Origin of the sequence: Pseudoalteromonas sp. 0303, from assembly GCF_013349995.1 — a bacterium.
In the GTDB taxonomy this organism is placed as follows: Bacteria; Pseudomonadota; Gammaproteobacteria; order Enterobacterales; family Alteromonadaceae; genus Pseudoalteromonas.
Map to the genome: position 1 here is coordinate 13,028 of NZ_JABVXF010000038.1, position 26,708 is coordinate 39,735.

At 36.8% G+C, this 26,708-nt stretch carries 24 protein-coding genes; 14 read left to right on the forward strand and 10 right to left on the reverse strand.

Going from position 1 to position 26,708, the window contains the following annotated elements:
* Nucleotides 1-50: 50 nt before the first annotated feature.
* The 5 genes from HUS62_RS18840 to HUS62_RS18860 form a co-directional block, all read right to left on the reverse strand.
* Nucleotides 51-719: a lipopolysaccharide assembly protein LapB gene (locus HUS62_RS18840; protein ID WP_175080772.1), complete on the reverse strand. Its 669-nt coding sequence runs from the start codon at nt 717-719 to the stop codon at nt 51-53.
* The gene (locus HUS62_RS18845) at nt 716-2,641 is read right to left on the reverse strand and encodes a pilus assembly protein N-terminal domain-containing protein (RefSeq protein WP_175080773.1); all 1,926 of its coding nucleotides are present in this window, start codon (nt 2,639-2,641) and stop codon (nt 716-718) included. Before HUS62_RS18845 ends, HUS62_RS18840 begins: the two co-directional genes overlap by 4 nt.
* Before the next feature lie 132 nt (nt 2,642-2,773).
* Nucleotides 2,774-5,530 (reverse strand): ATP-binding protein, encoded by a 2,757-nt coding sequence (locus HUS62_RS18850; RefSeq protein WP_175080774.1) that lies wholly within the window; start codon nt 5,528-5,530, stop codon nt 2,774-2,776.
* Entirely contained in the window at nt 5,527-6,117 is a 591-nt protein-coding gene (locus HUS62_RS18855) for a cysteine hydrolase family protein (protein WP_175080775.1), read from the reverse strand. The genes HUS62_RS18850 and HUS62_RS18855 overlap by 4 nt, the downstream gene beginning before the upstream one ends.
* An 8-nt stretch (nt 6,118-6,125) precedes the next feature.
* Nucleotides 6,126-7,049, reverse strand: a complete 924-nt coding sequence (locus HUS62_RS18860) for a response regulator (protein ID WP_175080776.1) — start codon at nt 7,047-7,049, stop codon at nt 6,126-6,128.
* A 265-nt stretch (nt 7,050-7,314) separates the two neighbouring features.
* On the opposite strand from HUS62_RS18860, the gene HUS62_RS18865 reads away from it, so the two are divergent.
* Both HUS62_RS18865 and HUS62_RS18870 read left to right on the forward strand, forming a co-directional pair.
* A complete protein-coding gene (locus tag HUS62_RS18865) occupies nt 7,315-7,908 on the forward strand; it encodes an isochorismatase family protein (protein WP_175080777.1) in 594 nt (197 codons plus the stop codon).
* 79 nt (nt 7,909-7,987) lie between these two features.
* Nucleotides 7,988-8,569 carry a response regulator transcription factor gene (locus HUS62_RS18870; RefSeq protein ID WP_175080778.1) on the forward strand — a complete coding sequence of 194 codons (582 nt, stop codon included), beginning with the start codon at nt 7,988-7,990 and terminating at the stop codon, nt 8,567-8,569.
* Nucleotides 8,570-8,910: 341 nt separating this feature from the next.
* Here HUS62_RS18870 and HUS62_RS18875 read toward each other — a convergent pair whose 3' ends face one another.
* The 4 genes from HUS62_RS18875 to HUS62_RS18890 are packed head-to-tail and all read right to left on the reverse strand — an operon-like array spanning nt 8,911 to nt 12,245.
* Nucleotides 8,911-10,269, reverse strand: a complete 1,359-nt coding sequence (locus HUS62_RS18875; RefSeq protein ID WP_175080779.1) for a conjugal transfer protein TraH — start codon at nt 10,267-10,269, stop codon at nt 8,911-8,913.
* On the reverse strand, nt 10,269-11,210 hold the full coding sequence (gene traF, locus HUS62_RS18880) for a conjugal transfer protein TraF (RefSeq protein WP_175080780.1): 942 nt from the start codon (nt 11,208-11,210) through the stop codon (nt 10,269-10,271). Before traF ends, HUS62_RS18875 begins: the two co-directional genes overlap by 1 nt.
* A gap of 52 nt (nt 11,211-11,262) precedes the next feature.
* A complete protein-coding gene (locus tag HUS62_RS18885; protein ID WP_175080781.1) occupies nt 11,263-11,910 on the reverse strand; it encodes a hypothetical protein in 648 nt (215 codons plus the stop codon).
* 2 nt (nt 11,911-11,912) lie between these two features.
* Nucleotides 11,913-12,245 (reverse strand): hypothetical protein, encoded by a 333-nt coding sequence (locus HUS62_RS18890; RefSeq protein WP_175080782.1) that lies wholly within the window; start codon nt 12,243-12,245, stop codon nt 11,913-11,915.
* A gap of 511 nt (nt 12,246-12,756) precedes the next feature.
* Here HUS62_RS18890 and HUS62_RS18895 point away from each other — a divergent pair.
* The 12 genes from HUS62_RS18895 (at nt 12,757) to HUS62_RS18950 (ending at nt 25,935) form a co-directional block, all read left to right on the forward strand.
* On the forward strand, nt 12,757-13,560 hold the full coding sequence (locus HUS62_RS18895) for a hypothetical protein (protein ID WP_175080783.1): 804 nt from the start codon (nt 12,757-12,759) through the stop codon (nt 13,558-13,560).
* Between the two features lie 274 nt (nt 13,561-13,834).
* Complete coding sequence (locus HUS62_RS18900; RefSeq protein ID WP_175080784.1) at nt 13,835-14,341, forward strand: GNAT family N-acetyltransferase; 507 nt, start codon at nt 13,835-13,837, stop codon at nt 14,339-14,341.
* Nucleotides 14,342-14,747: 406 nt separating this feature from the next.
* The gene (locus HUS62_RS18905) at nt 14,748-15,383 is read left to right on the forward strand and encodes a DUF2441 domain-containing protein (RefSeq protein ID WP_175080785.1); all 636 of its coding nucleotides are present in this window, start codon (nt 14,748-14,750) and stop codon (nt 15,381-15,383) included.
* A 68-nt stretch (nt 15,384-15,451) separates the two neighbouring features.
* Nucleotides 15,452-15,850, forward strand: coding sequence for a hypothetical protein (locus HUS62_RS18910; protein WP_175080786.1), 399 nt, complete (start codon nt 15,452-15,454; stop codon nt 15,848-15,850).
* A gap of 78 nt (nt 15,851-15,928) precedes the next feature.
* The gene (locus HUS62_RS18915) at nt 15,929-16,579 is read left to right on the forward strand and encodes a hypothetical protein (protein WP_175080787.1); all 651 of its coding nucleotides are present in this window, start codon (nt 15,929-15,931) and stop codon (nt 16,577-16,579) included.
* A 2,575-nt stretch (nt 16,580-19,154) separates the two neighbouring features.
* Nucleotides 19,155-19,646, forward strand: a complete 492-nt coding sequence (gene mobI / locus HUS62_RS18920; protein WP_175080788.1) for a conjugative transfer protein MobI(A/C) — start codon at nt 19,155-19,157, stop codon at nt 19,644-19,646.
* Nucleotides 19,636-20,379, forward strand: coding sequence for a hypothetical protein (locus tag HUS62_RS18925; protein ID WP_175080789.1), 744 nt, complete (start codon nt 19,636-19,638; stop codon nt 20,377-20,379). The genes mobI and HUS62_RS18925 overlap by 11 nt, the downstream gene beginning before the upstream one ends.
* A 42-nt stretch (nt 20,380-20,421) precedes the next feature.
* Nucleotides 20,422-22,665, forward strand: a complete 2,244-nt coding sequence (mobH, locus tag HUS62_RS18930) for a MobH family relaxase (protein WP_175080790.1) — start codon at nt 20,422-20,424, stop codon at nt 22,663-22,665.
* Nucleotides 22,649-22,897 (forward strand): hypothetical protein, encoded by a 249-nt coding sequence (locus HUS62_RS18935; RefSeq protein ID WP_175080791.1) that lies wholly within the window; start codon nt 22,649-22,651, stop codon nt 22,895-22,897. The genes mobH and HUS62_RS18935 overlap by 17 nt, the downstream gene beginning before the upstream one ends.
* A gap of 118 nt (nt 22,898-23,015) precedes the next feature.
* Nucleotides 23,016-24,668 carry a type IV secretion system DNA-binding domain-containing protein gene (locus HUS62_RS18940; protein WP_175080792.1) on the forward strand — a complete coding sequence of 551 codons (1,653 nt, stop codon included), beginning with the start codon at nt 23,016-23,018 and terminating at the stop codon, nt 24,666-24,668.
* A gap of 50 nt (nt 24,669-24,718) precedes the next feature.
* Nucleotides 24,719-25,252 (forward strand): hypothetical protein, encoded by a 534-nt coding sequence (locus HUS62_RS18945; RefSeq protein WP_175080793.1) that lies wholly within the window; start codon nt 24,719-24,721, stop codon nt 25,250-25,252.
* Nucleotides 25,249-25,935: a DUF4400 domain-containing protein gene (locus HUS62_RS18950; RefSeq protein WP_175080794.1), complete on the forward strand. Its 687-nt coding sequence runs from the start codon at nt 25,249-25,251 to the stop codon at nt 25,933-25,935. The genes HUS62_RS18945 and HUS62_RS18950 overlap by 4 nt, the downstream gene beginning before the upstream one ends.
* 74 nt (nt 25,936-26,009) lie before the next feature.
* Here the strand turns inward: HUS62_RS18950 and HUS62_RS18955 are convergent.
* The coding region (locus HUS62_RS18955) for a hypothetical protein (protein WP_220095071.1) at nt 26,010-26,708 on the reverse strand (699 nt) is incomplete at its 5' end.

The window sequence follows — 26,708 nt, forward strand, 5'->3', positions numbered from 1 at the left end:
GTGTGGCCTTTAATAGTCAGTGAGTTTTTCAGTAATATGCTTTACACATATCAACAAACCATGTTGATGCTAAGCCTACTACGGTTATGAATCGATTGCTCATAGCTTGCATCATACTCCAAAGACTTCGCATAATAATTACATGCCTTCTTAATGTCCTTTTGCTTTTCAGAGATTAGCGCTAGATTGTAATAGTATAGTGGGTAACTCAGCCCTGTACTTTTTGAGATATCTAAGTATTTTCCTGCAGCAATATAATCTCCCTTAGCATAATATATGGCGGCCAATTGCGCATAAACCTTAGGCTGGGCACCATACAATTTCAAAGCTTTATCTGACAAACTAACTGCACGGTTCAGGTTGTTTTTTAAAATATTTAACTCAATAGCCATCATAAGAGATATCAATTGAGGCTTATTTTGATTTACAAGCTTATTTAAGGTGTAGTTTGCCTGGTCGTTCTTTCCTGATTTCAATAATAAGTTTGCGTGAACTAAGTTTATATCGTCATTATCAGGGTGAGATAAAAGTAACTGGTTAATCTCCCTTATTGCTCCATCGCAGTCAGACTTCCCATCAATACAATTGAGCCCTGATCTATTTAAGCCATGCTTCTGTACAATTTTTTTCAACTGTAAATTGGGATTAACATATTCTACATAATCAACGTTAGCACAAGAGCACAATAAAATAGAACTTAAAATTATTAAGGCTTTCATAATACATTCTCCTCAAGGAAACTCTGAAAAAGATTATCTAGGCTTGGCGATATCCATTCAGACATATCATTAACTTGTTGTCTTACTATGCTGGGGGTAACTACAATTACCAACTCTCGATTATTTTCACTGTTACTGTTCGTCTCTGATAATTTACCGAATAGACTCTTTCCATCCTTTCCTGGTACAAAATCATGACTTGAATTATTATCATTATTTATTAATCCAGCTATGACTATAGGCTGTCCATCATTTAGCCTTGTTGAAGTCTGAAGACTACGTGTATTGAATGCGCTACTATTTAAGCTACTTCCTGTACTTTGAGCGATTTGCGATGTCAAAACTGTATCCGGTAGTGAAATAACAGGATTCAAATCTAGAGTGATTCTATCTTTATCATCAACTAGAGCTCTTACACTTAACTCAACACCGAAAGATTTGAATTCAGTTCCACTAAATACTGAGCTACTATTACCTTGCTGATTTGCTGTGATCCCAGAGGGACTAAAACTAGTTGGTACTGGCACCTCTCCACCGACTTTGAATATTGCACTTTCTCCAGATAACACGGTTATACTAGGCCTTGAAAGCGTTTTAGAAATACCTTGCTGTTCAAGTAACGAAAATAGCATGTCTATTGCAAACTGAGATGTAGAAAACTGAAGGTTATTGGTCAACTGCCCACCAACAAGTTGCAATGCATTTTCGATTGTAGCAGCGCCGTTTTCCCTTTCTGTTAAACCAGCTAATGTAAAAAGCCCATTATCACTATATCCTTTTGAAACAACACTTAGGTCTGGTCGCCATTGCTTTAGTTTTCTCTGGTTAACTTCATATAACTGAACAGAAACCCTAACTTGTGGTAAATCCTCCACCTCAATTGTTGAAAGTACTCGTCCACCGGCTAATGAGAGTAATGTTGCACGAGCAATATTAGACTTCACATTACTCATCTCAAATTGATTTTCTCCCCCTGACATTAATGAACCTGACTCATTCGCTAAGACTTTTATTTCCGCCTCTTCACTTTGATCAATGCTTTGCTGAGGCGATAATTGCGCTGAATTTAACTGTTGCCTAGGTAAATCCTGCTCGCCTTTAAACAAGGTATTTATTGAATTGAGTAAACGAACAAGTCGGATTTGATTTTTAACCTTACCAGAGAGTAAAAAAACATCTTTATCATCATCTAGAATTGAGTTAGCTGATAGGCGCTTTACATTTACATTTTCTTCATTCAAAGACTTTATTACTTCTGCTATTTTATCCTCTTTTGCTTTTGGGACCTCACTAACCTTAATCAAATTAATAATAGCTACTTTACTAGTTTGATTACTTATTCCATTAGATATAGCACCTAAACCTTGAAGTCGTTGCGATAGATTTTGGAGTACACTTTGATTAGGATCACCGCCTAAGACAGGTTGTGAAGTTTGAGAGCTTGAAGACGCATATAAGTAATTCTTCGCAGCAGTATAAGCTGCATGCCTATAACTCTCCGTAGGAACCGTGCCCCTAATCACAATTGCATGCCTGTCAGGTGCAATGGCCAATTGAAGAGCAGGGTGAATATCCTTTATAGCATTTTCAAGAACACTGTAGTCTTCTGTTACTCCAAGTAAAAAAGTTTCTGAATTATTGTTGTCATACCAGACTATCATTGATGTTCTACCTAGCCTCTTAGCTAGGATAAGTAACTCACGGCCACCAACAACATTTACATCTAGTGTATTTTCATTCCCGACAGCTACTCTTTGAATATCCCGATTAAAAACAAATCGGGTATGTGTCCATTTTACTAGGTTAGAGACTTCCTTAATTCTTTTTCCGTCAGCACTTTCAATATAATTTAAACTACTCTCAGAGGAGAAAAGCGAAGATGAAAAGAAAATAAATATAATAGCGACGTTTCGAGCAATCATTTTAACACCCTCATAACTTGTGATAAGTTATGTAGATGCAAGAAGCAAACCCAAAAATAACCAAATAATTACAAATAGTTATAATTACTCATGCGCTTCATTACTATTATGCTTCGCAAAATGAAAATCAAATTAAGAATTAAGAGTTGATTTGACCCAACTAGCTACTTGTTGCATTCTCTCAAACCGTGAGCCCACAAAGTGAGATTGCATTAAAAATTTATCCAAAACCTCTATTAATTTCGAAAACTGAATAGGCTTTGCAATATAGTCATTCATTCCTACCTCAAAATAGCGCTCTTTATCTCCATCTAAAACATTTGCAGTTAAAGCTATTATAGGTAGTTCATTACTTGCAAATACGTTGCGAAGCCTTTTTGTAGCTTCAATACCATCCATATTCGGCATTTGGATATCCATAAGTACCAGTTTAAAATTGTTTTTGTTCATTTGATTCAAACACTGAACTCCATCATGAGCGTAATGAACATTGCAATTCAACTTTTCTAAGTATCTACCAATGACTAGCCTATTATTCGGATTGTCTTCTACAACCAATACGTCAGCTCCTGAATAACCTCTTACTGCATAAATATCGCTTTCTGTTCTTTTATTATCTTTAAAAATTCCAAAATCTATAATTTCTTCAGCAAATAACACCTGCCCCTTTTCAAGCAGATTGCGTTCAACTGGACCTGAGACGAATTTAACAAACCTCTCGCTCTCATATAGATTTCTAATAGTTTCATTGGCATTAATTAGAAGAACAGGTACGCTGATTAAGTTTTGCTTGAAATAATCACTGAAACTAAACATTTGATTTGGCTCAGTAACAATAACTCTATCGCTTGATTTATTAAAATGAGTTACTTCATCTAAATTTTTAAAAACAAATACATTATGACCCATCCTAAGTAGTAAATGATAGAGAGCATCAGAAACTGACCCGTCAACACCTATGATATAAAAATTAAAGGGCTCATTCGCTTTTAATGCTTCTTCTGAAGCCGGTACAAAGGGGAGAGTAAGTCTGAATGTACTTCCTTGGCCTTGAATTGAATCAATTTCAATAGTTCCGCCCATAGCGTCACAAATCTGTTTGCATATTGCTAACCCAAGACCACTACCACCATACTTCCGAGTGATAGAACTATCTTGCTGGACAAATGGTTGAAATAACGTATCAATACGTTCTTTACAGATCCCAACACCTGTATCTATAACAGATACTATATATTCCTTGTTTTCATTGTGCTTAACAAGGACCTTAATATGTCCTTCAGAAGTAAATTTTATTGCATTTGAAATAATGTTTAATAACATTTGCCGAGTTCTAGGCTTATCACCGTAGCAAAGTACAGGGCAATCAATACAAATATCTGCTATTAATGTAATTTCTTTTTGTAGAACCGAAGTTTCAACTACTCTAAAAACTTCACTAATACACTCTTCGATGTTGAATACTTGATTTTCTAATTCAATTCTATGCTCATCATTTCTGGAAAATAGTAATACATCATCGAGGATACTCAAAAGCGCACTGCCACTAGTACTAATAAGAGAATTGAATGTTTTTTGTTCTTCATTCAACCCTGTCCCAGATAATAATTCTGAAGATCCTAAAATAGCATTTAGAGGTGTTCTTATCTCATGGCTAATATTTGCTATAAATCTTGATTTTGCTTGAGCTAAATCTTCAGCCTTTTGAGCTTGACGGCTAAGCTCTTTACTAGTTCGAATACGCTCATCAATATTAATTAAGCTCACTGCGATTTCTTTTCTATATGGAGGGATCTCACTTTGAAAAGCCTGAAAATGTGACTCATACCATTTATAACCATTATTTGTTTGAAGAAATAATTCAAACTGACCCGAGGTGTTGTCATTTGTGTTTATCGCTTCTATAAACGTACTTCTAAATTCATCAGTAATATAACTTAAAAAGCTGTTTGAAAGTTGATTGTCAAATTGAGATTTCCAACTTTCATTGGAATAAAGGATAGAGTAATCCTCAGATAATTTAAGGATTGGCTCTTGGATAAAGTTTGTCGCTAGCCTGTAATTCTGCTCAATTTCCTTAACTTTTAAGTCCGCTTCCACTTTAGCTGTAATGTCAGATTCAATCGCGACAATATTTTTTAGTTTTTCATCTTCAAAAACGAAGAATGCATCAATATTTACCCAATATGGTTCGCCAGACTTTTTATAGTTAAGAATATCCAAATTGAAGTTTTCATGATTTCTAAGGTGTTCCGCCATACGTTCTTTCGTTTTTTGCGAAGTCTTAGGGCCATGCAAAAATTCTTTTGGCTTTTTCCCTTTTATCTCATCCAAAAAAAACCCTGTAAACACCTCAAAGCTACTATTTACCCATTCAATTTTTCCTTGTGGATCGGCAATAATAACAAGGTTAGTTGTGTGTTTAGCAACAAGTGAAAGTCTTTCAGCTAACTCATTTTTTTGCGTCAATCTGAACTGCTCTTTCATCATATATTCTATGTTGAACAATGACCCAATAAATGAAGATTCACTTTTGACTAAAGTAAGTTGATACCAGCTTGACTGCCCATCATTCTTTGTAACAATAACATGTTCAGAAATTGATTGACCTGCCTTAAGCTCCAGTGAGTTTTTATATATCTGAGAGTCTGGTGAGTATATAAAATGTAAAAGATGTTGATTTTCAACTTGTTGGTCAGAATAACCAAGCTCCTGCTTCCATGCATTATTAAAGTACTTAATTGAAAAGTTTTCATCGACTTCAAAAATGCACTCTTTAATAACTGATAGCAATTCCATTTGTTTCTGCTGAAACTGCGCAGTTTTTTCTATTAAAGCATATTGAATTTGAAGCTGTAGCTCTTCATTAGACTTTTTATCCGTTTTCATAACAAATTCACTAATTCTTTTGAACCAATTACACGAGAATACAAAGGGAAAACATGTTCACAATAAAATTGTTGCTCAAAGGGTGTTCGACTCGAAGTACAATCGTTCAAAATAGTGACATTAAAGCCTTTTTCGTGGGCTGAACGCCCTGTTGAATCAATGCAAATAGAGGTAACAGTACCAGCTAAAACAACATCAGAAATATCATTTTCTAATAAGAAACTCTCTAGCTCAGTGTCAGTAAATGCATTTAACCCTCTCTTTCCGGGGATTGTCGTGATTACATCCTTAAAGGGATCAAATTGACTTATTTCCTTTGCTCCATAAGTTCCTTGTTTAAAAGCACCGACTTCCTTTATGGCACTTAAGATACCGATGGGGTTAGTTAACTCATCATAATTCTCAGTAAAACAAATTGGTGTACTAACAATAACATCAAATGAATCATGATGATTTTCAATTAACTTTATAGTATTGGATAAAACGCCCGTTACTGCAGAGCTTTCACTAATATAAGAATGAAGGATCCCATCATCAGAAAAATAATCATTCTGAAAACCGATTAACACTAAAGCAAACTTTGGCATATAACCTCCTAAATGTATTGATTACTTTCTTCAATTTGATTTATTAAATTCTGTAACTTCAGTTTTGTTACGGGCTTTTCTAAATGAATATCGATGCCCTTAGCAGCAAGATCAAGAACTCCATCTTTTTCAGTAATTCCAGAAAGAATAACCTTGATTGATCCGTTATTAATATCAAGCTTCTTAAGCTCTTGAAAAACGTCACTTCCAAATAAGTGAGGCATTTTTTCATCTAAAATGATCAAATCGAACTCTTGCTTTTTACAGATACTTAAGGCATCTGCCCCATCGGCAGCAACAGTCACATCTAATCGCAAATTTTCAAGCATCGCTTTTGTTGTAAACAAACTAGTTTCACTATCATCTGCTAAAAAAGCTTTTAGTTTAGGTTTACACATTGACTCAACTACAGCTTGAACCTCACTACTTAAGAATGGATAGAACAGGTAGAACTCAGTAGAACTTAGCTTTGTAGGCATTTGATTTAAGTTAATGATTCCGACAGTATGAGAGTTACTAAAGCTTTCATTTATCCACTCTAAATTCCAATGTTCTTGTTGAGTCTGAAAGTTACAATAGAGCCTTATTTTTTCAATTAATGAATCACTTGTTTCAGCAGCACACTCTCTAAGGCGCGGTTCAACGCTGTACGGGTAAATAAATTCGCATTCATCGGTAAAGTGATAAACAATTTCATCTCCAAACTTGAGCTGCAGACTGTTATTTATTTTTAGCAAAGTGAGATGTTTCGCTGTATCTTGGCAACTCAACATACGTAAGTTGTTGACTAACTGGGGAAGTATTTTATGTAATTTAGAAAAGTGTAGAAGGCACTGGTGGTACCCAGTTAAATTTTCAATGCAAAAAAAGTGAGGCTCAGTAATTTCCTCAACTGCAATTACATTTCTTATGACATCATAGATATTAAGCATGTGCGCCTCCAAGATAATTACAAAGCAATTATGAGACCAAAAAATATCATCTTATTTATCAGCAACCTAAAAAAAGCACATGCTTTCATTTTCATTTTGATTTTCAAATTGCTTCGCAATTTGAAAATCAAAACTCAGTTAATAATCATAGGTTTTACAAAGAGAGCATTTAGAGCTAGAAAGTAGATTTTAAAAGCTATAATTTTACCTGATAAAATTATAGGCTATTATCCTAATATAATTATTAAATTCATTGAGGGAAATAATGAAAAAAACAGCCTTAGTCATTACAGGCTATCAAAATGATATTTTCCACTATAACGGAAAGATAAACCCATTTATCAAAGATGTAGCTTATCAACAAGAAGCTTTAGAGTGTACTTTTTCACTCTTAATGACGCATATTCTTAACTTTGATTATGTACTGAGCATTCCTTTTATATACAATGATGAAATTCGAAAGGTAGATAACCCGTTAGGTTTATTCAAATGGGTAGCAGATACTAAAGCTTTTGAAAAAGGCTCATATGGTGCTGAAGAATTAGACTTCCTAAGTACCTTTGGAGAGTTAATTCACAGTATCCCCTGTGGATTTGGTTTGAGCATTTTCAGTAACCCTGAAGTTGAAAGAGTTCTAAAAAGAAACAAAATAGAGCAATTATTTTTTATTGGAGCCTGCTCTGCGTTAACTATTGATAGCAACGGACAAGAAGCAAATCTGAAGGGCTATCAAGTTACCATATTCTCTGATTGCTTTTCTGCAACAAGCTTGATAGAAAAAAATCATTACTGCGAAAAACTCTTTCCAAAATTCAGCGATGTAACTGATTCATTGACATATTTCAATTCAAGAAGCTAAATATAATTATCTATCGACAAGTAGTAAGTCTTAAAACTTCTCAAGTAACATATGGCCTGTTTTTGAGGTGGAAAATTATATGTGTCAGAATATTTTTATTATGCTGGATGAAATTAAACCACCTAGCTGGCTCGAGGCATTTCCAGATTCCATAATTCATGAGTCTGTTCCAGAGCCTTTACCAGAAAAAGCGTTCGTGTGGTTATTAGCTGGAAGTCTAGACTGGTGCTTAACAATTGAGCGCTGCGTAAAAGTAAATATACCAGTGATAGTATTAACAAATAAATTAGACATAAAGCAACTTACTAAATCACTTCAATATGGAGCAAAAGGGTACGTTAATTTGAATGTTAACAGTCGTACTTTACAACAAATACGTGAAACTATTCTCCATGGCGGCATATGGGTACCAGAGCAATTACTTTTGAACCTGTCGTCTGTTTTATTAACAACGCCTTCTAATTATAAATCCAAAAATAAATTGAAGTCTCTTACTGAAAGAGAAATTCAAGTGGTTCATGAAGTGATCAAAGGACTTACAAATAAGCAAATTGCAAGAATCCTTGATATTACAGAGAGAACAGTAAAGGAACACATGACTTCAATATTAAGGAAGTTAGACTTACGAGATCGAAGACAACTTATACTTAGTTTGAAATAAAAGGGAAGAAATGCCTTTCTCGGTTCGCAAGTGTTGCGGAACTGTAGATATAGATCGTGACTTAAATGCCGCCCTTAATATCCGTTATATATACATCATAGAATTAAAAGCGGCTGGACGGACGTTTCTGCTTATGGAAGTGCGTAATTCTCGATACTATCGAGTAACGGCCAACAAAAAAAATCTGTCAATAGAGCGGTAAGTAGTCACATTATAGTTGAGAATGATTTGACTGAATGTGCTCAACAAACACCAGTACAGTTGTTTAATTGTACTCTCCTGGAACTTTGAAATTATCATTAAATTGCTCTAAGTTCCCACTGTTCTGGATTGTCAGTAACTTATTTAATTGCTTGAGTAACCGCATATGGTGTGGCAACTAACTTCAAATCTTCACCTATTTTGTATCGCATTTTATCAAGATCATCATTGAGCTTATCCAGTGATTCGATATATGGTTTAGCAACAGCCCCTTTTAGTGATACACCTACAGATGAATTTGACTTGATGTTATGAAGTACTTCCTGAAGTACCGTTATTATTTGCTGAGCTACAGCTTCCTGCGCTGTTAATGATAATGTCTTTGCGGCCAATCGAGGGCTTTTTAAAGCGCTAACTAACTCTGTAGCATTTAAATCTGCAATAGCTTGTAGTGCAATTTCATCTGCCGTCTGAGCTACATTCAGTCTTTTATCAATTTTGACAACGAGCTTTTCTGCTATATCATCAAAAATGTACTTCAAGCCTCTGCTTGAGATGGTTTGTTCAATAGGGTTTAAGCAATTTGGATCTGTGCTTTCACACTTCATTACTCTAATTGAGCCTGTATCAGACTCTTCGAAAATATCTCTTAATGAGACAGTTGCAGGTTTAGTTATTACATCAATCCCGGTATCGGTCGAGCTTGTGCTTCCAGACCTTCTAGAAATTGTTGTACCGGTTAACGACATGATCAGGTCTTTTAAGTTTGCACCACCCAAACCTGAGATTGAGGAATGGGTATAAGCACTGACATTTGCATTCACTAGAATATGATGAGCTGTATTAACTTCTACTTCGACACCATTTTTTTCTGCTTTAACAGCTGTATTATCTGTATCGCCTTTCGTAGCGTTTGCCTCACCTCTATCTGTTAACCAACCTGAAGCATCATTTGCGAGCCCTTCTAAAGCACCAAACTGCACTGAGCTCTTGAAAGTATCGACTGCATTTGTGCCGTCATCTAATTTCAGATCTCCCAAATATCCAACAGCCTTTTCGCAGCCATTAGCTGTCATTTGATTAAATTCATCAAGTTTTGTTTGAAGGTCTGACATTAACTTACTACATGAGGGACAAACTGAAGTTAAAGCCAAGTTAAAGGCGTATGATGGTACACCTTGTGCAATCGCCCTTCCCATTTGCACTAATTGGTCGGAGTTTATTAAACTAAAGCTTCCCGCAAAAAAGTCGATGCCACCACAGCCTCCAGATATTTTCGGAGGTTGAAAATTAACGACGTTCGCTCTTACCCCTTTTACTCTGTAAGAAGCCCCACCAAAACTAATACCGTTTCTTGTTGGTGTACTAAATGAAGTAGCTGTTGTCGTTTGAAATGTTACAGCTTCAGTAAAGACATCTTCCATCACAGTTGAAGCATGAATTGATGGAGACAAAGCGCTAAGTGCAATTAGCACTCTTAATTTATTAATTTTAAACATTACTGAGCCTTTGATGTCGTTGAAAGGTTAATCTCATTAAGCCGTTTTCTGAGTAGGTCAGATAGAATTGAAGGGTTGTCTTCTAACTTTTGCTTTTCAACTACTAAAGGCTCCTTTGACACAAGAATGTCTTTTACTTCTTGTGTTTTAACGAATTGCTCCTCACTAATGAGGTTCATCCGTTTTGCTGCATAGAGTGCTCTTTGAACAAGTTCACTACCTGATGCCATGCCATATTTAATTGTTTGAAAGTGCTGACCATCATTTGAGACAAGCATTGTTGTAGGGGTAATGTTCACTTGAAACTTTCGAGACAAAGTCATGTTAGGGTCGGTGACATGCTTAACTCCCGGGAACTCTTTATCTAAAAGAATGCCATCCATTGAGATTGCTAACACATCAACCCCCATAATCTTAGCTAAGGACTCCATCGCAGGAAATTGTTGGTGACAATACGGGCAGTCAGAACGATAGAACATCCACAGCCCAGCTTTATCAAATAAAGAATTGAACACTTTGGCTTTATCTTTATTTGTTTTTATTTTATGAGCAAATAACGCATTGCTTGAATTTGGTCGACGGTTACTCTCAGAAAGTTGCTCTTCAAACATAAAGAATTCTTTTGTTTGATCGCTAAATGCATTCGCTTTGTCGATAGCTAAACGTTGTGCGTAATAATAGTTTGAAATGTTCTCTGTACTAGGATCATCAATAGCTGTATTGAGTAATTTAGGAAGGTTTTCTTTCAACCACGCTGAATTAATCTCAACCATTTCTGGTTGTTTCTTATCATTTGGCTGTGCAGAAGGAGGTTGCGCCTTTGGAACTTCTTGCTTTTCCTCATCTACAAGCTCAGGATCTTCGTAAAAGTGCCATCCTCTACTAGGTTTTTCTGTTCCAGAAACCGGTGAGCTTTTAGCAGACACAAAGCCAGCATTCATAACTCCCAATGCTATAATTGTTAAACTTAAATAGAATCTCATTCCTTTCAACCTACGAAATTTTAGCTACTTGCGTGTGTTGTACTCGAACTGATTGATCTTGAACGAAATGATGAATATTTACTTTTTTAAGTTTGATTGTTTTCACTGATTTAGGATTAACACCACAACGACACCAAGGACAAGAAGAAGTGAAACTTTGGGTTGTTCTTAAATAAAAGCGGCCACATGAGCATCTATTTGGGTATAAGTCCTGCTTAGAAATTCCACAAAACAATGAATTTACTTGATTAATGTCAATTGGGTCGACCAAATCTTGGAAGCGCTTATTAAAGCTTATACAAACATTAACAAGCATATCTGCAAAAACATTATCAAAATCAAAATTAGGGTACAGAGCTTTAGCTTCATTAAATAGCAGATTCGCTATCAAAAAGCCTTCGCGGTTTGAATCAACCCATCCATAACCAACTGAATTTGCAATTTTCTTGAACTCAAATGGCTTAGAAGAAATAGTGTCTACTTCCCTTTTTATTTCTTTATAGCGTCCAATTTTGATATAAGGAAAGAGCTCTGCAACAAGAGCTGGTCTTGCATTAAGAGACATCAGCGTAACAATCAGTGAAATGTCTCTTGTTATATTATATGAAACACTTCTACCATCCACTAAACCTATGAGTTCTGAACTAATTGCATTCATAATTAATTCCCCACCACAGCGATTGAGGTACTTGCAGCTAAGTTTTTAAGCTTGCCAAGTTTTGAATCGTTATTCTCAGCACTTTTAATAGCATCTAGCATTTGTTTAATTCCATTCAAACCAAGCGATGCCGCGTTAATAACTGTTTTTTCTCTAGCTAGTCGTTGCAATGTCATTGTACTAGCATCACGTATAGCAACCACATCAGCTTCAGATTGAATACAGAAAAGGTGCGCAGCCAATTGAATATCTACAACTGCAGCTTGTTTCACTAGAAGCAACGCACTAACTTGAATAGATATTGCTTCATCCAAAAATTGACTTCGATTTCCCATAACACAACCAATAAAAAATTATTAACAATGAAGCTATATTTTAAACAGAAGGTCACTAAATTGGCAACTACACACAGTATGTATTTCACAATTAAAATTTATAGAAAATTTAAACAGTTGATTTTAAAGGTTTTTATTTATTTATAAACCGAAACATTATGATGCAAAAAAAATAAACACAACCTCCATCACTAACACTTTATAACTAGAGAATTAAGTCGAGTACTGTTATCAAAAATCAAAGTTGGCCATTAACAATCCAAATGTAATACTCAATTCAGGTTTAACTTTTAGGTTTTTAAATGACATCTCTGTTTCACATTGCAAATAAAATTAATGAAATGCTCACAGCATATGAGCTGGGTAACCTTCAAGAATTGAGGAAAAATATTCATTCTTTATCACGAGTTCCCACAAAGTACGTATTTGACCAAAGGGGAGTAAAAAAGATTGGGGAGCTCATTTCGGAGGTCGAGCCGAGCTTCAATTTAACATCGGCTTTGAAAATAATTTGTTTCGATACGGAGTAGCATTCTCCCTTCGCCCTAGTAGAGATCATCCAAACCTTAATGCTCTAATAGAGAAAATTAATTTATTCAATGAATACATCAATGAATTCGGAACTGAATTTTACGATTTAAGCATGTGGCACTATGATGTTGAGCATGACGGCTCTAGAAGTGAAGACTTTCAGCCAACCATAATCAAGTCAGAATGGTGCAAAACTAATGCTTTTATTTTCCTAGGTGAAAAACAAAATCGTGAAAGAATTGATTATCAGCGAGTTTGTGATGTGTTAAATCGCTTACTACCTTTGTATCTTCACATAGAGATAGCATCAAATAATGACAACCCTTCTACCCCCTCTTTTGTTTTCAAACCAGGTTGCAAAACAAAACTGTCATTTACCAAAGCCTCCTATAAGAAAGATCAGCAAATAGATGTACGACTATTCCACAATGATCTTCAACAGGCTTTGTATGATGAATTAGTGCAAGTCTATGGCAGGGATAACGTAGGCACTGAAAACTTTATAGGATGCGGAAGAGTTGATCTGACTCTCCAATTGGGTGATAAGTACAGGTTGTATGAAATCAAAACAGCATTTAGTGCTAAATCATGCATACGGCAAGCAATTGGGCAACTTCTAGAGTATGCATACTTTTATAAAGCAGGTTTCGTTGAAAAGTTAATTGTTGCTGGTCCTGTAAAATGCACAAGCGTTGAACATTCCTATCTGAATGAACTGCAAAGCAAGTTTAATTTGCCGATCGAGTATTATCAAATCAAAGGCCCATGCTTTGACTTTGATTAGGTTAAAAATTCATTTTACTTCCTTATATTATATTTATGTTGAAAAACCCCCGAAGTAAGGGCCGAAATATCCGAAGTGAGCGAGCTAATAATGAGGTAGTAGTTATGGAAGTTTGGATTACATTTGATTCAAATGTATGGGAATCAGAGATACAGCAGTTTGCTTTTGAAACTCAACTACATTTATTTAAAGAGCAACGGTTACAGATAGCAACCTGGTAAGGCAAAATACCTAGCAAACCTCTAGCAAAAAATCATGAATATCAAAGGCGTGTATGGAACTTAAAACACTTTCTAAAAATCACGTAAATATACTATTGGACTTTGAATTGAAAAACAAAGAATGGTTTGAAAGTTTTATTGAGCCAAGGCCTAAAGACTTTTATTCTCACAGTGGTGTTACAAAGCATATTGATTATCTACTTAATCAAATTAATTCAGGTAATGCCTTTTGCGGTATTGTAATTAAAAACAATGTTATTGTTGCGAGAGCTAACCTAAAAGATATTTCAGACCAAAAAGCCTATGTGGGTTATCGTGTAGGTAAAGAGTTTACATCTAAAGGTGTAGCAAGTTACTGCTTAAAACAACTAATTCATATCGGAAAAAATAAGCTTAATTTAAAACAATTAAACGCTCAGGTGCTAAATAATAACCCTGCTTCAATGCACATATTACACAAATTTGGTTTTGAAGCTATTGGTACAACAGCAAATTTTTTAAAACTAAATAAGAAACAATTAAGTTGCACTGAGCTTGTTTTAAATACACATAATAAGTAGCAAAGAGTGGATACATAAAACTTAGCTCGCTACTTACTGCGTTATGAGCATCCGGAATTTGTAAAGAGCCGCCTTTCGGCCCTAACTCACATTTTGCCCCGAAACAAGTTAGGGTAAATGCTCTAGTGACTGCTTTGTGCGTGCAAAAGTATAGTTGCTTATTTAGCCAAACTTAGGTGTAATGGAAACATAAAAAACGCTGAGTAAAGCAGGGATAGCTTAGATACGATAGACACGCCAGTTACGTTGGCTTGATATCGCTTAGGCCAGAAAAAGCAAATCCCCATAGCATAAACAACACCAACTCTGACACACCGAGCAGGTAGCGGCTCAGTCCAACAAGCGATTATGCAACACAAACTGCGTGTCGCATAAATACTAAAATGTTATGCAATAAGGAGATACATTGAGCGTAATTGATAGTGAAGTTGATTATTTCCACATCAATAGAAAAACAGAATGGTCCCCCCATGATGTTTTGATGGCAGGGTCAAAAATTGATATTGGTGGAGCTAGTAATCCATATTTTAGCTTCTTTGAAAAATTTAAGAAAACGGTCCCGGTTACAAACAGTGAAAATGGTTCTTTATCGCAGGTCCCAGGGGTCAAATTTGTTGGCGCAGTAGCTAGAGGAGAGGTTCAGTCTGATAATGTTGCAGGGATAGCCAGTGAAATCTTAAATCATTTTGTCGCGTATCTTCGCGAGTTAATTTGGGAAGATGTTAGAGCCAAAGAATTTCCACACCTACCATCTAGGCAACGCTGTATTTGGCTTATTCCAGATATGGAGGGAGTCAAATTCTGGATTAATAGAATTGGCCTCAATGGCTCCGACTTTCAGGTGCTGCGGGTGCGAGGCCAAGGTCGTATTCATACCGCAAGCGAACTTTATCTCCTCGGTGATAGTGAGCCAATGGAAGAGAGTCTGGCGAAGGCTAGGAAGTATTGGCTTGGGGTTGTCGAGGATCATGCAACGAAAGAAGTTATTTTTGAAGGCCGGCTAAATGTCCAAGAAATTGTTAGCCCCGAACAATATGCATAACAATCAAAGGCAGTCGGACGCACTGACGTGCGCCCGCTGCTTTGGGCGTTAGTTTTTTAGAGGATTCTATGAGTACATTTTTCAAATTGAGCATGTTCGGTGTTGTATTTTTTGTATCAGGTTGTGCTAACTTGATTGGATTTACCGGCGCAGATACAGGTAAGCGAGTTGGTGATTGGGTGGAATATAATGTCAATCACCCAGGGCTAACCATCAAAATTATGGAACCCTATAGTGAGGAACTTATGCCTATTTCGACTGTAGGCAAAACGTCACCTTCACCTTTACGGCATACCGTAATATTTGGCACACAATCGAGTCAGCATAAATTGGAAATTGTTGGTCGGTACAGTAAAGAACTGTATTTGGACAATAAATTTTACGGTTCAGTGTGGCTTGGAGATGTCTTAATTCGCGATGGCAGTCTTTCAATTGACGGTAAATTGGTAGCGGCAGTTGAAAACTAACAAGTTAAATCACCTTAAACCAACTCGCTACGATCGCGTTTTCCGCTGTTTAAAGCGTTAGCCCTAAAGGAGAATTAAATGAATTTGGCAAAAGTAGCTGGTAATTTTATTAGAAGTCGTGGTAGTGATGTCAGTGTATATAGCGATGAAACTTTAGACGGTTCTCCTTTGCTTACTGAACGTGCTTTAAAGAACTCGAAAAAAGGGACGGGTCAGGTAGTGTTCCAATTTCTAGAGCCTCAAAACATTGAGATTGGACACATTATTGTTCAGACAGGAGCTAGAGATCGCTGGGAAGTTACACATGTAGAGGATGTTTTAGTTCAAGGCACTTTTTCACATTTCGCCGCTTATGTAGAAAAGTTGGGTGCAAAGAAACCTGAAACTAATAGTAGCTCTGTGCAGAATATTACATATAACGTGAGTGGTCCTAATGCTCGTGTTAATAATCATTCCGTCGACAACTCAACAAATATGAGTGTTCAGGCAAATACCGACCTTGAATCTCTATTCGCACAACTAAGAGATGAAATTCGGTCACAAGATGTTGAATCTAGTGTCATCAATGAAGCTCTTGAGGTTGTAGATGTAATAGAGGTTCAATCTAAGCAAGCAAAACCTAACAAAACCATTCTAGGTTCGATGCTAAATGGTCTCACAAGCTTACTTCCGCATGCGGGTAGCATAGCTAGTATCGGTTCAATGATATTAGCGGCTACGTCAAGCTAGGGCTAACAAAGCATTTAAGAGTGATTCCCAACGCTTGGCATTTTTCATTCCATCGTTGGGTTTTGTGTTTAAGGTGGTATGGTTAAGTTTCGTGGTAGCGTTGCTCACACCTTAATGCGGCTTTACTGACTAAATACTCTAACTTGCTTTTGTCCAGAAGTGAGTTACAACGAGTACGATACTTTAATATTCAGTTGTGGCTCGATTTAGACTTGAGAGTAGCTTTTAGTATGTATTTCTTTATTTTTTGTCATGTTTAATCATAAAGGGTTCCAGCAGGGTTGTTTGACTGTTTAGTCATGAAACTTATTCCTCTCCTACAGTTATGGTTATGGTTATGGTTATGGTATTGATTCCTTCTGTACTTATGACAGAGCCAGTAGTGCTGGTCAAACATCTATCTTTTATCATGAAAACCTTAAGAAGTTAGAAAGCGATTACCCAGTAAATGTGATCACGCCAGAGGACTTAATATGTAATTTAAAAACAAATACCTCACAATTCAAGCAAGCCGCCCCCACCTAGAATGGTTCGTGTTGCGGATAGATGTCTAAATAGGTTAAGTTCGAAAAGCGGAGCTGTCTAGGGGGATCAGATGCCATATTACGGATACCAAATAACTTATGATAATTCAGGTATTCTGTTTCAAATTTTCAAAAATGCCTAAAAACCACCAACTAAGGCGTTTAAATTAGATGCCCCATTTCATTTTACATATTCAATCACTCATTCCGGTATTTGGCCTGTAACCAAATCAATTGAATCCTAATACCGGAATGCTTTAACAAGTCATCTAATCCACCTACTTGTAAATACATTTGAACTTTTAGCTATAAGCTTAATTGCAAAGAAACTACACCCAAGAGCAAACAAGACATTAACTTCAAAGCTAAGAAGTTCCTTTATACGGACTATATGTTGTTCATTCTACGGACGCATGCGGTTGCATCGTGAGTCCGTTATACAAGTGTAAATTCGTGTGACGAAATCCATTTAATGGACTTCATTAAGCTGGTGGTTAAAGATGATATTTTTCCAAATTCATTGTTGCCGATGGAATATCATAATTTGTAATCAGTTGAATCCTTCCAAAATACGGAAGCTGAATACATCAAATTTAATCCGCCAAACGGAATGCTAATCAACTGTCCGTAGTGTGGAGTGCAATCACATTTGTTTTATTCTTTAGACTTGTTAGATGTGTTGCCTTAATTTCATTTTGAGCTTGAAAGCAAAAGCTGTATTCTGGTTAGAATGCACGTCCGCCTTGCGGAGTAAGTTCCGTTCAATTCATAGACCACTTGCTCACCTCCCCTACTAAATTACTAATCCAAGTGAATGGAAATGTATCAACATTGTTTTCCGTATTATGGAAGACGCCCATACCTTACAGACTCCATGATGCGGATTTGTCATCGAGTGATATATTTTGGTCAAAACTAACAATATTACTTATTGCGCTATTGTTCTGAAAATACCACCAGACAAAGCCTCAGTTCATTATACGGAAGAATACAGGAAACTGTTTTTCCATAATGCGGAATTAACCATACAGCAACGACATCCTTTAAGAGGAATAAGCTTAAGTTTACTATGGTTCATATGGCGGACTTTAAATGAGCTTATCTGAAGCTTCAGAGAACTTACAACTCATAAAATGCATATGAAGGATGAGTTAAACATATAGCGAACAATTTAACCGCTTTGCGGAAAGTGATTGTTATCTTTTACTGGCTAACATTATCCACTATACGGATTGTGAGCACTTAACTTTAAAAGAGGGTTATTCAAATTCTAGTTTTTAGGTATGACCCTTCACATTCTATAAAATCTAAAATTGCTAATCATGACACCAACGCTGCCTATAGCCACATGCTCATAAAATTATGAGTAACCCCTCAGTTAGCTAAGGCTGGGTTTTTCTAAGTAAATAAATCAACACACAAAAGAGACGTAGAGTAGATTGATGATGTAAGCATCAAAGCTCTCAACTTTTAGATTTCAAGTAATATAAGTTAGTTTGCTACATATATGATGCAAAATTTCAATTTATTGCAGTAACCGTAAATGATATTTCTTTCCTGAACTATCTTCTTTAGAACCGTTTAAAACAAGGTGACTTAAAGTTCACAGCTATTCTGTTGCATAAATTATGATGCAACCATTCAGCATTTACAGTCGGTTTGACTACATGTTAAACCTGCGCAATAGCTCTCCAATTCATAAATACGGGTTTTCTGCGTAGTTATGATGCAGAAAACAGTTAATTTAACCAATGCCGTTCAATGACAAATTTTTGCGTATTTATGATGCAAAAAACAATCTCCCTTCACAGTGTTCCTTGGCAGTTTCGCAACGCAGAAAACTTTTATTTGCGTCTAAATAGAGCAAGCCTTTTTATTGCTCTAGATTTATTTCCCAGATACACCCTTGAGGTTTAATTCACTTCAACTTCCTGTTCTCAACACTTAAAAACGTGCTTTGGCTAATTTTTTTGAATATACGTTTGAAAATTCGGCTTTAGCTATCTTTTTGCAAAGCATAATTAAGTCTCAATTAAAGTTCGGGGTTAAAGATGCTGCCTATAGAAATAGAAGTGCTGAAATTAGTTTTAGAGGCTATCGAGGATGCTGAAAAACCAATTGTAGAAAGTGCGCAAGATATTTGTGATCAACACAAAAAAAGGAGAGTTCTTTTAGATCAAATTCATGGTGAGTCGGGCGATTTTAAAAAATCGACATTACAAGTAAAAGTTAGGCAGCGAAAAAACTCTGAAAAATTTTACATCACTTGGGTTTCTCATGAGTACTCACCTATCAAGAAAATTAATAGGCATTGGGGGAAAGAAATTCCACCAACAAAAAAAGGATATACCGAAAAACAACTGAGTAAAAATTGCGAGGATGGCCACGCAAAAATTAATTGGGAAACTGAAATGCAACTTGCTCCATTAAGGGAGTCACTTGAAGTTTTGCATTCATCCAGAGTTAGTTTGAAAAAGCAGATCTGCAAACTTTCTAAAACACTATTTACCGCTCCAGCTGAGGAAGAAAATCATGATCAATAATGACCAACTAATCCATAAAACATTTGTTACTAATATCCAGTTCAAATCACACACCATCCATAACTTTTGGAAAAACGAAGGTGACCGGACATTAAATATTTATGAACGCATTGGTTCATTATTAATGTTAACCACTACAGAAAATGAGCTCTATTCGAAAGTAAGCGCTTGGGAGTCAGAGCTTGCTGATTGGTTTAACCAAGAAATCGAAAGTATACAAAAACAAAAAGAAGCATTTATGGAAAATGCCGGTTTAGAAGAATCACCAGAAGTTATGACACCAAGCTCTTATGAATCAAGCGTACCAGTTTGCTATCCAGTCACTTGGAAGTTACTAAATTTAATTCAAACTTTAGATAATGAAATCGCAGAATTAGAAAATCTTTGGTTAACCGGTTTTGTTACAGATTTAGGTCGTCATGAAAACAGCAATAGAGCAATTGGTCTATTACGAAAATTAGTAGCAAAAATTAGCAACGCTACATCACCTGGTAAAGACAGAAGTGGGGGTCGATTTAAATCCACCCAACTAATTTCGTTAATTCGAGGTGGCCTAGAGTTATATGTAGATGACAGCCTTATTTTAAAACAAAATGAAGAAATTAAAGCCAAAGCTTCAATTAAAAACACAGAAAAAAAGACTGACTCAAAATCCACTTCATTGGATAGCCCTTCTGCAGACTCTAAGAACGAAACCGAACAGCCAAGCAACTCAAAAGTTAACGCAGCTTAAAATGACTAGGCGGGAAACCGCCTAATTTTTCCAGAGAGAAATATGAAGCTTTTACTTATTCCTTTTACTATTTTAATTAAGCTTTTTTTTAAAGTTCAGAAAAAGTATCTAATCGTTCAAAGTGAAAATGCCGCTCGCTTGATGAGAGATGACGCAAAGAAGTGCAATGTAGATCTTGATAGTTCGAATAGCCCAGAGTTAGTTAATCAGGTCATTGATGATAATAAATATTTAATTGCTCAAACTCGCTACTGTTTTGGAAATTGCCATGATTGGGAAAAAGAGAACCTAAACTTTCAGGGTCTATTTATAGATACGATTAAAAACTACGCTAGATATTGTGGCAACCTTCCAGCTTCTGAGGGTTATCACCATGCTAAAGAGTTCGGCTTAATTGAACATAGTTTACAAGTAGCTGATTTGGCATTAAGGCAAGCAAAGTCTCAATTCCTCCCTCAAGAATTCCCTCTAGACATCGAGAGACAAAGAACAAAAAGATATCAATACGCCGCATGGCTTTGCGGCTTAGTGCACGATGCAGGGAAGATGCAAACTGATATGGATATTTACGATAAAAGCAATCCAAATAATATCTGGATTCCAATTATAGAGGACCTTGTTAGTTGGAAAGAAAAAAACAAAATAACAAAAGTTGGCATTAGATGGAGAAAAGACAGAATTCATAAGGGGCATGAAGTTTCTCCGCAACCCATATTTCAACAAATCCTCACTCCTGATGCAAAGAGGTACATAGGCACATGCCCTGGCAACTTACTTGAAGACATAAGCACCACCCTTGCAAACTATCAAGGTATAGATGGCTACTTACAAAGAGCGGTTCGCTCAGCTGACTATGTTTCAACTGCCAAAGACATTCAAACAACTTGGGACAACGACCTTGGCGCAAGGAAGTCAGCGTTACACGAGAAAATCCTCAAGCTAATGCAAGATAAAGCCAAAGTATGGCTAACAGAAGGTAAAGCTATTGCTATTGATAACGAGATATACCTTCGGTGGCCTGAATGCTTCAATGAGTTAGCAAAGGAAATGCATCAATCAGATCCAACCGTTCCTAACAACCCAAGTCTTTTGCGTGAAAAAATGATGGATAGGGGCATTCTTCGTAAGCAAGAAAAAACTGATTACGCGCTCTTTTTTGAAACTGTTACTAACCTGTCTGAGGGTATTGATTTGCTCATCAGTAAAAATCTTAAGGGCGGTATTGGCGTTATTCGTCTGGAGTGGCCTTTATTTTTGCTTAAAGGTGAAGTTATTCCACCAAACCGTTACGGCCTATTAAAACTCGACATGGGGCTAAACGCAGTCATCTACTCAAGTGAGGGTTACCGATACATAAGCGAAGAAAATGTTATTGCTCATGAGGCTGCGGCTCACTTAAAAGCTAATAGTGATTCTCTAGAAATGAAAGTTGAGCATTCGGCAACAAAGAGTCCGCAAAAAAACGGCAAGCCTAATACCAGTAAAGCCAAAGGAGAAGCTACTGCGGAAGAGCCCATTAAGCCTAACAATCCATCTGAAAAGGCAAAAGCAGCTCAAAAGGATAGCCCGAACAAAGATAAACCTAAAAAGGAAAAACCAAAGAACACTAATGGTGAGCTATTTGCTCCAACCAACCAACAAAGCGCAAAGGTACCGGAAAAGCAAAATAACGAAACAACACTTAAAAAAGCAGCCCCAAAACCAAAGAGTGGTATTAAGGTGACTTCAACGACCAAAGCCATTGAGTTCATAAAGACCTTAGAGCCGATTTTAATCGATGGTCAAAACTACTACCTTGTTGATGATAAATGGAAAGACAACCTTGACGACAATCTAGAAAACGAACTTGAAAAAGCGGGGCTTATCGAAAGAAAGCCACCAGCATTAATTCGTTACTTCATCATCAATAAGCGTAAATACGTTAAAGCGAAGTCGCTTGAACCAAGTCAAAACCAAAAAGCTGAAAAAAAGCCGAAATCAAATGAAAATCAGGATAGTTCAGATGTAACCGCGGCTGATAATACATCTCAGAAAGCAAAGTTAGATATTGAATCTCTGCTTGCTATTGGCTTAACCCCTAAGACTGCTGAATTATTATTTGGAAACATTATTCACGAAAAAGTTGAGTTAAGAGACGGCTTTTTAATTGCACCTATAAGAGATAAGAAAACTCTTGTTAATGCCGTCACAAACAGCAAAGCCAGCGAAACAAATATCTTGTCGAGTTCAATCGTACAAGATAAGAATGACATACATATTAAGGTGAAACATGACGCAGGAACGTAGTAACCCATTATTCCACGAAAATTTATACCGACCTGTATATGAATTAAATAAGGCTTACGCCTCTTTAGCCGCTGGTGTTGTAACCTTTACTTCAAGCGTTATTGAGAGTGAAGGCCATAGGTATGGTGGGTTTTGGAATCACTACAATACTCACCGCTCAATGTGGACACTACACTCTAAAGGCAATTCCACTAGTCAAACGCCAGTGCAAAATCTTCTTCAACAAGATTGAATTCGAGGATATAAAAGCAATACGTCAAGAGCACATGGCTAAAGAGAATATCCTAAATCCAAACAATAAAAAGAAGGGAAATAACAAGATATTCATTGGAAATGGATTTGAATGGGGTGTGGAGCATACAAATCGCTCATATCAAATACAAGGATTATACTCTGACAAACAAGAAGTGAAGCTTCCACTATTTCTTAAACCATTCGTTAAAAAATGGCGTAAAGAAACGTTAAAGCTTGGCGGTAAGCCATGGATTGATGGTGTCGGGGATGCCGAAAGGCAATACGTAGATGCTGAAACGTTCTTTGGCCACTCTATGATTATGGGCAATGTTGGTACCGGTAAAACAACAATGTTCATTTTGCTTAGCCTCGCGATGATCCACAAAGGCTATACCGTCATTGTATTAGACCCAAAAAACGACTCATCGTGGCGAAAAGCCCTACAAGCGGAAATGGAACATTTTGGTAAGAGCGAGCACTTCCACTACTTTCACCCTTCTAAACCATCTACATCTTGCACAATAGATCCGATTAAAAACTGGAATAGACCGACTGAGATAGCTGAACGTATCGCATCCATTATGGTTGAGTCGGGTAAAGAAGATAGCTTCATTCGATTCAACTGGAACGTCATAAACTCAACAGTTAACGCGATGCTTTATGCGGGCATACAACCACAAATCAAATCTATTGCTCGTTATGTGACAACAGGCAAAACCGCCTTAACTCAAAAGTGCCTTGAAAGACACTACGCTAAATGCTTAGGGGAAGATTGGGAGACTCAACTTAGCGCCAAAATGAGCTCTTTCGGGAAAACTCGTTTAGAGCAAATGCTAAATTACTATCAACAAGTTATATCTCAACAACATCAATCACCAGAAGTGGATGGCATAATTCAGTTGCTTACGCACAACGCCGAGCATATGCAAAAGATGACAGCTAATTTACTTCCTATTTTTAGCGTCCTTACATCTACACCTATGGATGAGCTTATATCACCAGAAGAGGCGATAGCAGAAAGCTTAGATGCGCGTGATGAGGATACTAGATACGATACAGCTGAAAGTGAAAGTATAGATTACACATCAAATCACATTGAAGGTGTATCAAAGAAATCAGGGAAAATAAGAGAGAAAGACAGTCGTTATGTAGACACTTCAGACATCGTTGAAAATGGAGGACTACTTTACATGGCACTTGATTCTCTCAGCGACACAAAGACAGCTGGTTATTTGAGCAAACTTGTTTTAGCTGACATTGCTGCTGTAGCAGGTTCACGATACAACTTCTCAGAAGGGAGAGGCCGTCGAGTAGCGGTGTTTGTGGATGAAGTACATGCAGCGATTGCTGGGAATGATGCTCTTTTGAATTTATTAGCCCAAGGTCGTGCAGCATTTATGCAAATGTTTATTGCAACCCAAACTAAAGCTGATATTGAAGCTAAAACAGACCCAGCTACTTCAAACCGTGTATTAGGTCTGTGCAACAACTTCTTCTCTATGAGAGCAAACGACACATCAACTCAAGAATATGCTTCCAGCCAATTTGGTGAAGTGCCAATAACCAGTCAACAAATCACTTTAGGTCAAAGTTCAGGGAACACAAACGACATGACTGACTTTGGTTCTTCATACGCTGAGAGGCTTACACAACAAAACGACAAAGCATTTAACGAAAGCCTACTTGGTTCGCTGCCTATTTTACAATATGTAGCACGACTTGCTGACGGCAGAACAATCAAAGCTAAAGTACCGGTAATACAACGATGAGCAGAGAAAAAGTATATAAAATCCAAAGTAGATGCTACAAAAAAAGCAATGTGAATAATTCACTTTCAGAAGATAACAAGCACATATACTCGGTCATCTACAAGAAAGCACCTGCTGTGGAAGAAACACTTCGATATTTGTTAGATTTTATTGGGGATGAATTGAAGCATCCACAACAAGATGTCGATCTATTTAATCACATCATTAACAAAGCTGGTCAGCACTCTCTTGTACATAATTCACATCTGAGCCGAGCAGAGTTTTTTAAGGCCTTTCTCTTCACGGTTACAAGTGAACTTACAGCCGTACTTGATGTTATGGTCTACACAGGGGGTTCAGGCTCGTGTATTGCTGTATGGGACCCACTCTTAGAGACAATCGGCCAATTCCTCATCACGCACAAGAACTCAGCAATACGCGCTAAACCAAACTTGATTGAAAAAGAGTTAAATCAAGAATCATTATTGATGATACAGCACTTTCTAATGAGCAAGATTGTGAAGCGTTCACACCTGTTCTATTTCGGCATTCCTAATTTCGATGAAAGTAAAACCCTTACATTTAAGGAGGCGTTTTCTTCATGATTTATGAGAATGACAGCGAAGACCTGTATAAGGATAAGTCTGGAGAGCAAAATAGAAAAAAAGAATACTCAAAGTTATTCACCTTTATTCTATTTGCGTTGGCAGCACAGGTTCTTGCTTTAAACCCCACCAGCTTTAACAGAATGCTAGAAAATGAAGTTAAAGCGAGCTACAAGGCCATCGGTGAAAAAAATTGGCTTAACCTTACAGATGCATCGTATAGGCACTACAACACAATCATTGTGAGATCAGGATTTAAGCAGTATTTCTTGGACAAGGTAAATCGAGATACAGACGATAAAAACCCTTTAGCTAGGCTAACAGCAAAGCTTTTGCCTTTAGTGAAAAGAGTCACAAACAACATACAAACGCTTACATACCAAATCTTACACAGAGCAAACCTTTTAATGATTTGGCTTTATATTTTAGTGCCTTTCGCACTTGCTCAACTAGTTATTGGTGTTTATAGCTGGAGAATTAGGGCTTATACATTCGGTAACAAAACAAAGACTCGTATGTTAGTTATTAAGAAACTAACCAAAGGTATTTTAGTAGGTGTCATTATCTATTTCGCCCTACCCAACTCTTACCCTACAGCTGGGGCATACATACCTTTTATTGCTTTATTATTTGCATCATTCCTAACATCTAGATACATAGCAACACTACAAAAGCATATATAGTTCAAGCAAAATTAAACCTGCACAAAAAAGCTGGCCATAATTGGCCAGCTAATCTCTGAAATTATATTGCCAACTTAGGAACGCAGCTCATTTGCTGTACTTGAGTAATCTATACCTTTCACAACTACACGAAGTTCAGTTCTATCCTTCATGATTTCGTCAGCTTCACTTTGTAGCCACTCAACCGTTTGGGCTAGTGTCATCATATCACCTGTTTCAGGGTGCCTCCATTTACGGGTTTCTCTCATCATTATCAGCAGACAGCCGACATAACACCGCTCATGATTAAGGTACTGCCCAATTAGTTGGTCAATTAAAGCTTTCTTTAATTCAGAGCCAGACCATTTATTACTCTTATCATCAATTTTCAACTCAATAGAAGCGTAACATCTAAAGCTGGTGGCTTGCAGCCTAATATCCGTTCGTTTTTCAGCTATAACAACAGCTTCTTGACTTACAGAATATGCCTCATGATTATTAGCTTCTAGGTAAGCAGATATAAACCTTCTCGCTTCTAGCTCACCCTTTACCTCCCTAAATGTATCGATAATACTAAACTCATCGTTAAGTAGATGGTGTTCGAAGTCATCTAATCGGCTAGTCATTACATTGAATAACCCGTCGTTATCACGAGGGATATACTTGTTTTTATCAACAAGCTCATTATAAGTTCTTACATTCATCGGGGTTTTAGGCTCAGATAGTGAGGCGGCTACATCAATGGCCATTTGGTTCAGCCTACTCTCCAAATGCTTAGCCTGAGGTATTTTTGC

Coding starts and splice junctions, on each gene's coding strand:
- HUS62_RS18840 (WP_175080772.1), bottom strand. CDS start 719: ATGAAAGCCTTAATAATTTTAAGTTCTATTTTATTGTGCTCTTGTGCT.
- HUS62_RS18845 (WP_175080773.1), bottom strand. CDS start 2,641: ATGATTGCTCGAAACGTCGCTATTATATTTATTTTCTTTTCATCTTCG.
- HUS62_RS18850 (WP_175080774.1), bottom strand. CDS start 5,530: ATGAAAACGGATAAAAAGTCTAATGAAGAGCTACAGCTTCAAATTCAA.
- HUS62_RS18855 (WP_175080775.1), bottom strand. CDS start 6,117: ATGCCAAAGTTTGCTTTAGTGTTAATCGGTTTTCAGAATGATTATTTT.
- HUS62_RS18860 (WP_175080776.1), bottom strand. CDS start 7,049: ATGCTTAATATCTATGATGTCATAAGAAATGTAATTGCAGTTGAGGAA.
- HUS62_RS18865 (WP_175080777.1), top strand. CDS start 7,315: ATGAAAAAAACAGCCTTAGTCATTACAGGCTATCAAAATGATATTTTC.
- HUS62_RS18870 (WP_175080778.1), top strand. CDS start 7,988: ATGTGTCAGAATATTTTTATTATGCTGGATGAAATTAAACCACCTAGC.
- HUS62_RS18875 (WP_175080779.1), bottom strand. CDS start 10,269: ATGTTTAAAATTAATAAATTAAGAGTGCTAATTGCACTTAGCGCTTTG.
- traF (WP_175080780.1), bottom strand. CDS start 11,210: ATGAATGCTGGCTTTGTGTCTGCTAAAAGCTCACCGGTTTCTGGAACA.
- HUS62_RS18885 (WP_175080781.1), bottom strand. CDS start 11,910: ATGAATGCAATTAGTTCAGAACTCATAGGTTTAGTGGATGGTAGAAGT.
- HUS62_RS18890 (WP_175080782.1), bottom strand. CDS start 12,245: ATGGGAAATCGAAGTCAATTTTTGGATGAAGCAATATCTATTCAAGTT.
- HUS62_RS18900 (WP_175080784.1), top strand. CDS start 13,835: ATGGAACTTAAAACACTTTCTAAAAATCACGTAAATATACTATTGGAC.
- HUS62_RS18910 (WP_175080786.1), top strand. CDS start 15,452: ATGAGTACATTTTTCAAATTGAGCATGTTCGGTGTTGTATTTTTTGTA.
- HUS62_RS18915 (WP_175080787.1), top strand. CDS start 15,929: ATGAATTTGGCAAAAGTAGCTGGTAATTTTATTAGAAGTCGTGGTAGT.
- mobI (WP_175080788.1), top strand. CDS start 19,155: ATGCTGCCTATAGAAATAGAAGTGCTGAAATTAGTTTTAGAGGCTATC.
- HUS62_RS18925 (WP_175080789.1), top strand. CDS start 19,636: ATGATCAATAATGACCAACTAATCCATAAAACATTTGTTACTAATATC.
- mobH (WP_175080790.1), top strand. CDS start 20,422: ATGAAGCTTTTACTTATTCCTTTTACTATTTTAATTAAGCTTTTTTTT.
- HUS62_RS18935 (WP_175080791.1), top strand. CDS start 22,649: ATGACGCAGGAACGTAGTAACCCATTATTCCACGAAAATTTATACCGA.
- HUS62_RS18950 (WP_175080794.1), top strand. CDS start 25,249: ATGATTTATGAGAATGACAGCGAAGACCTGTATAAGGATAAGTCTGGA.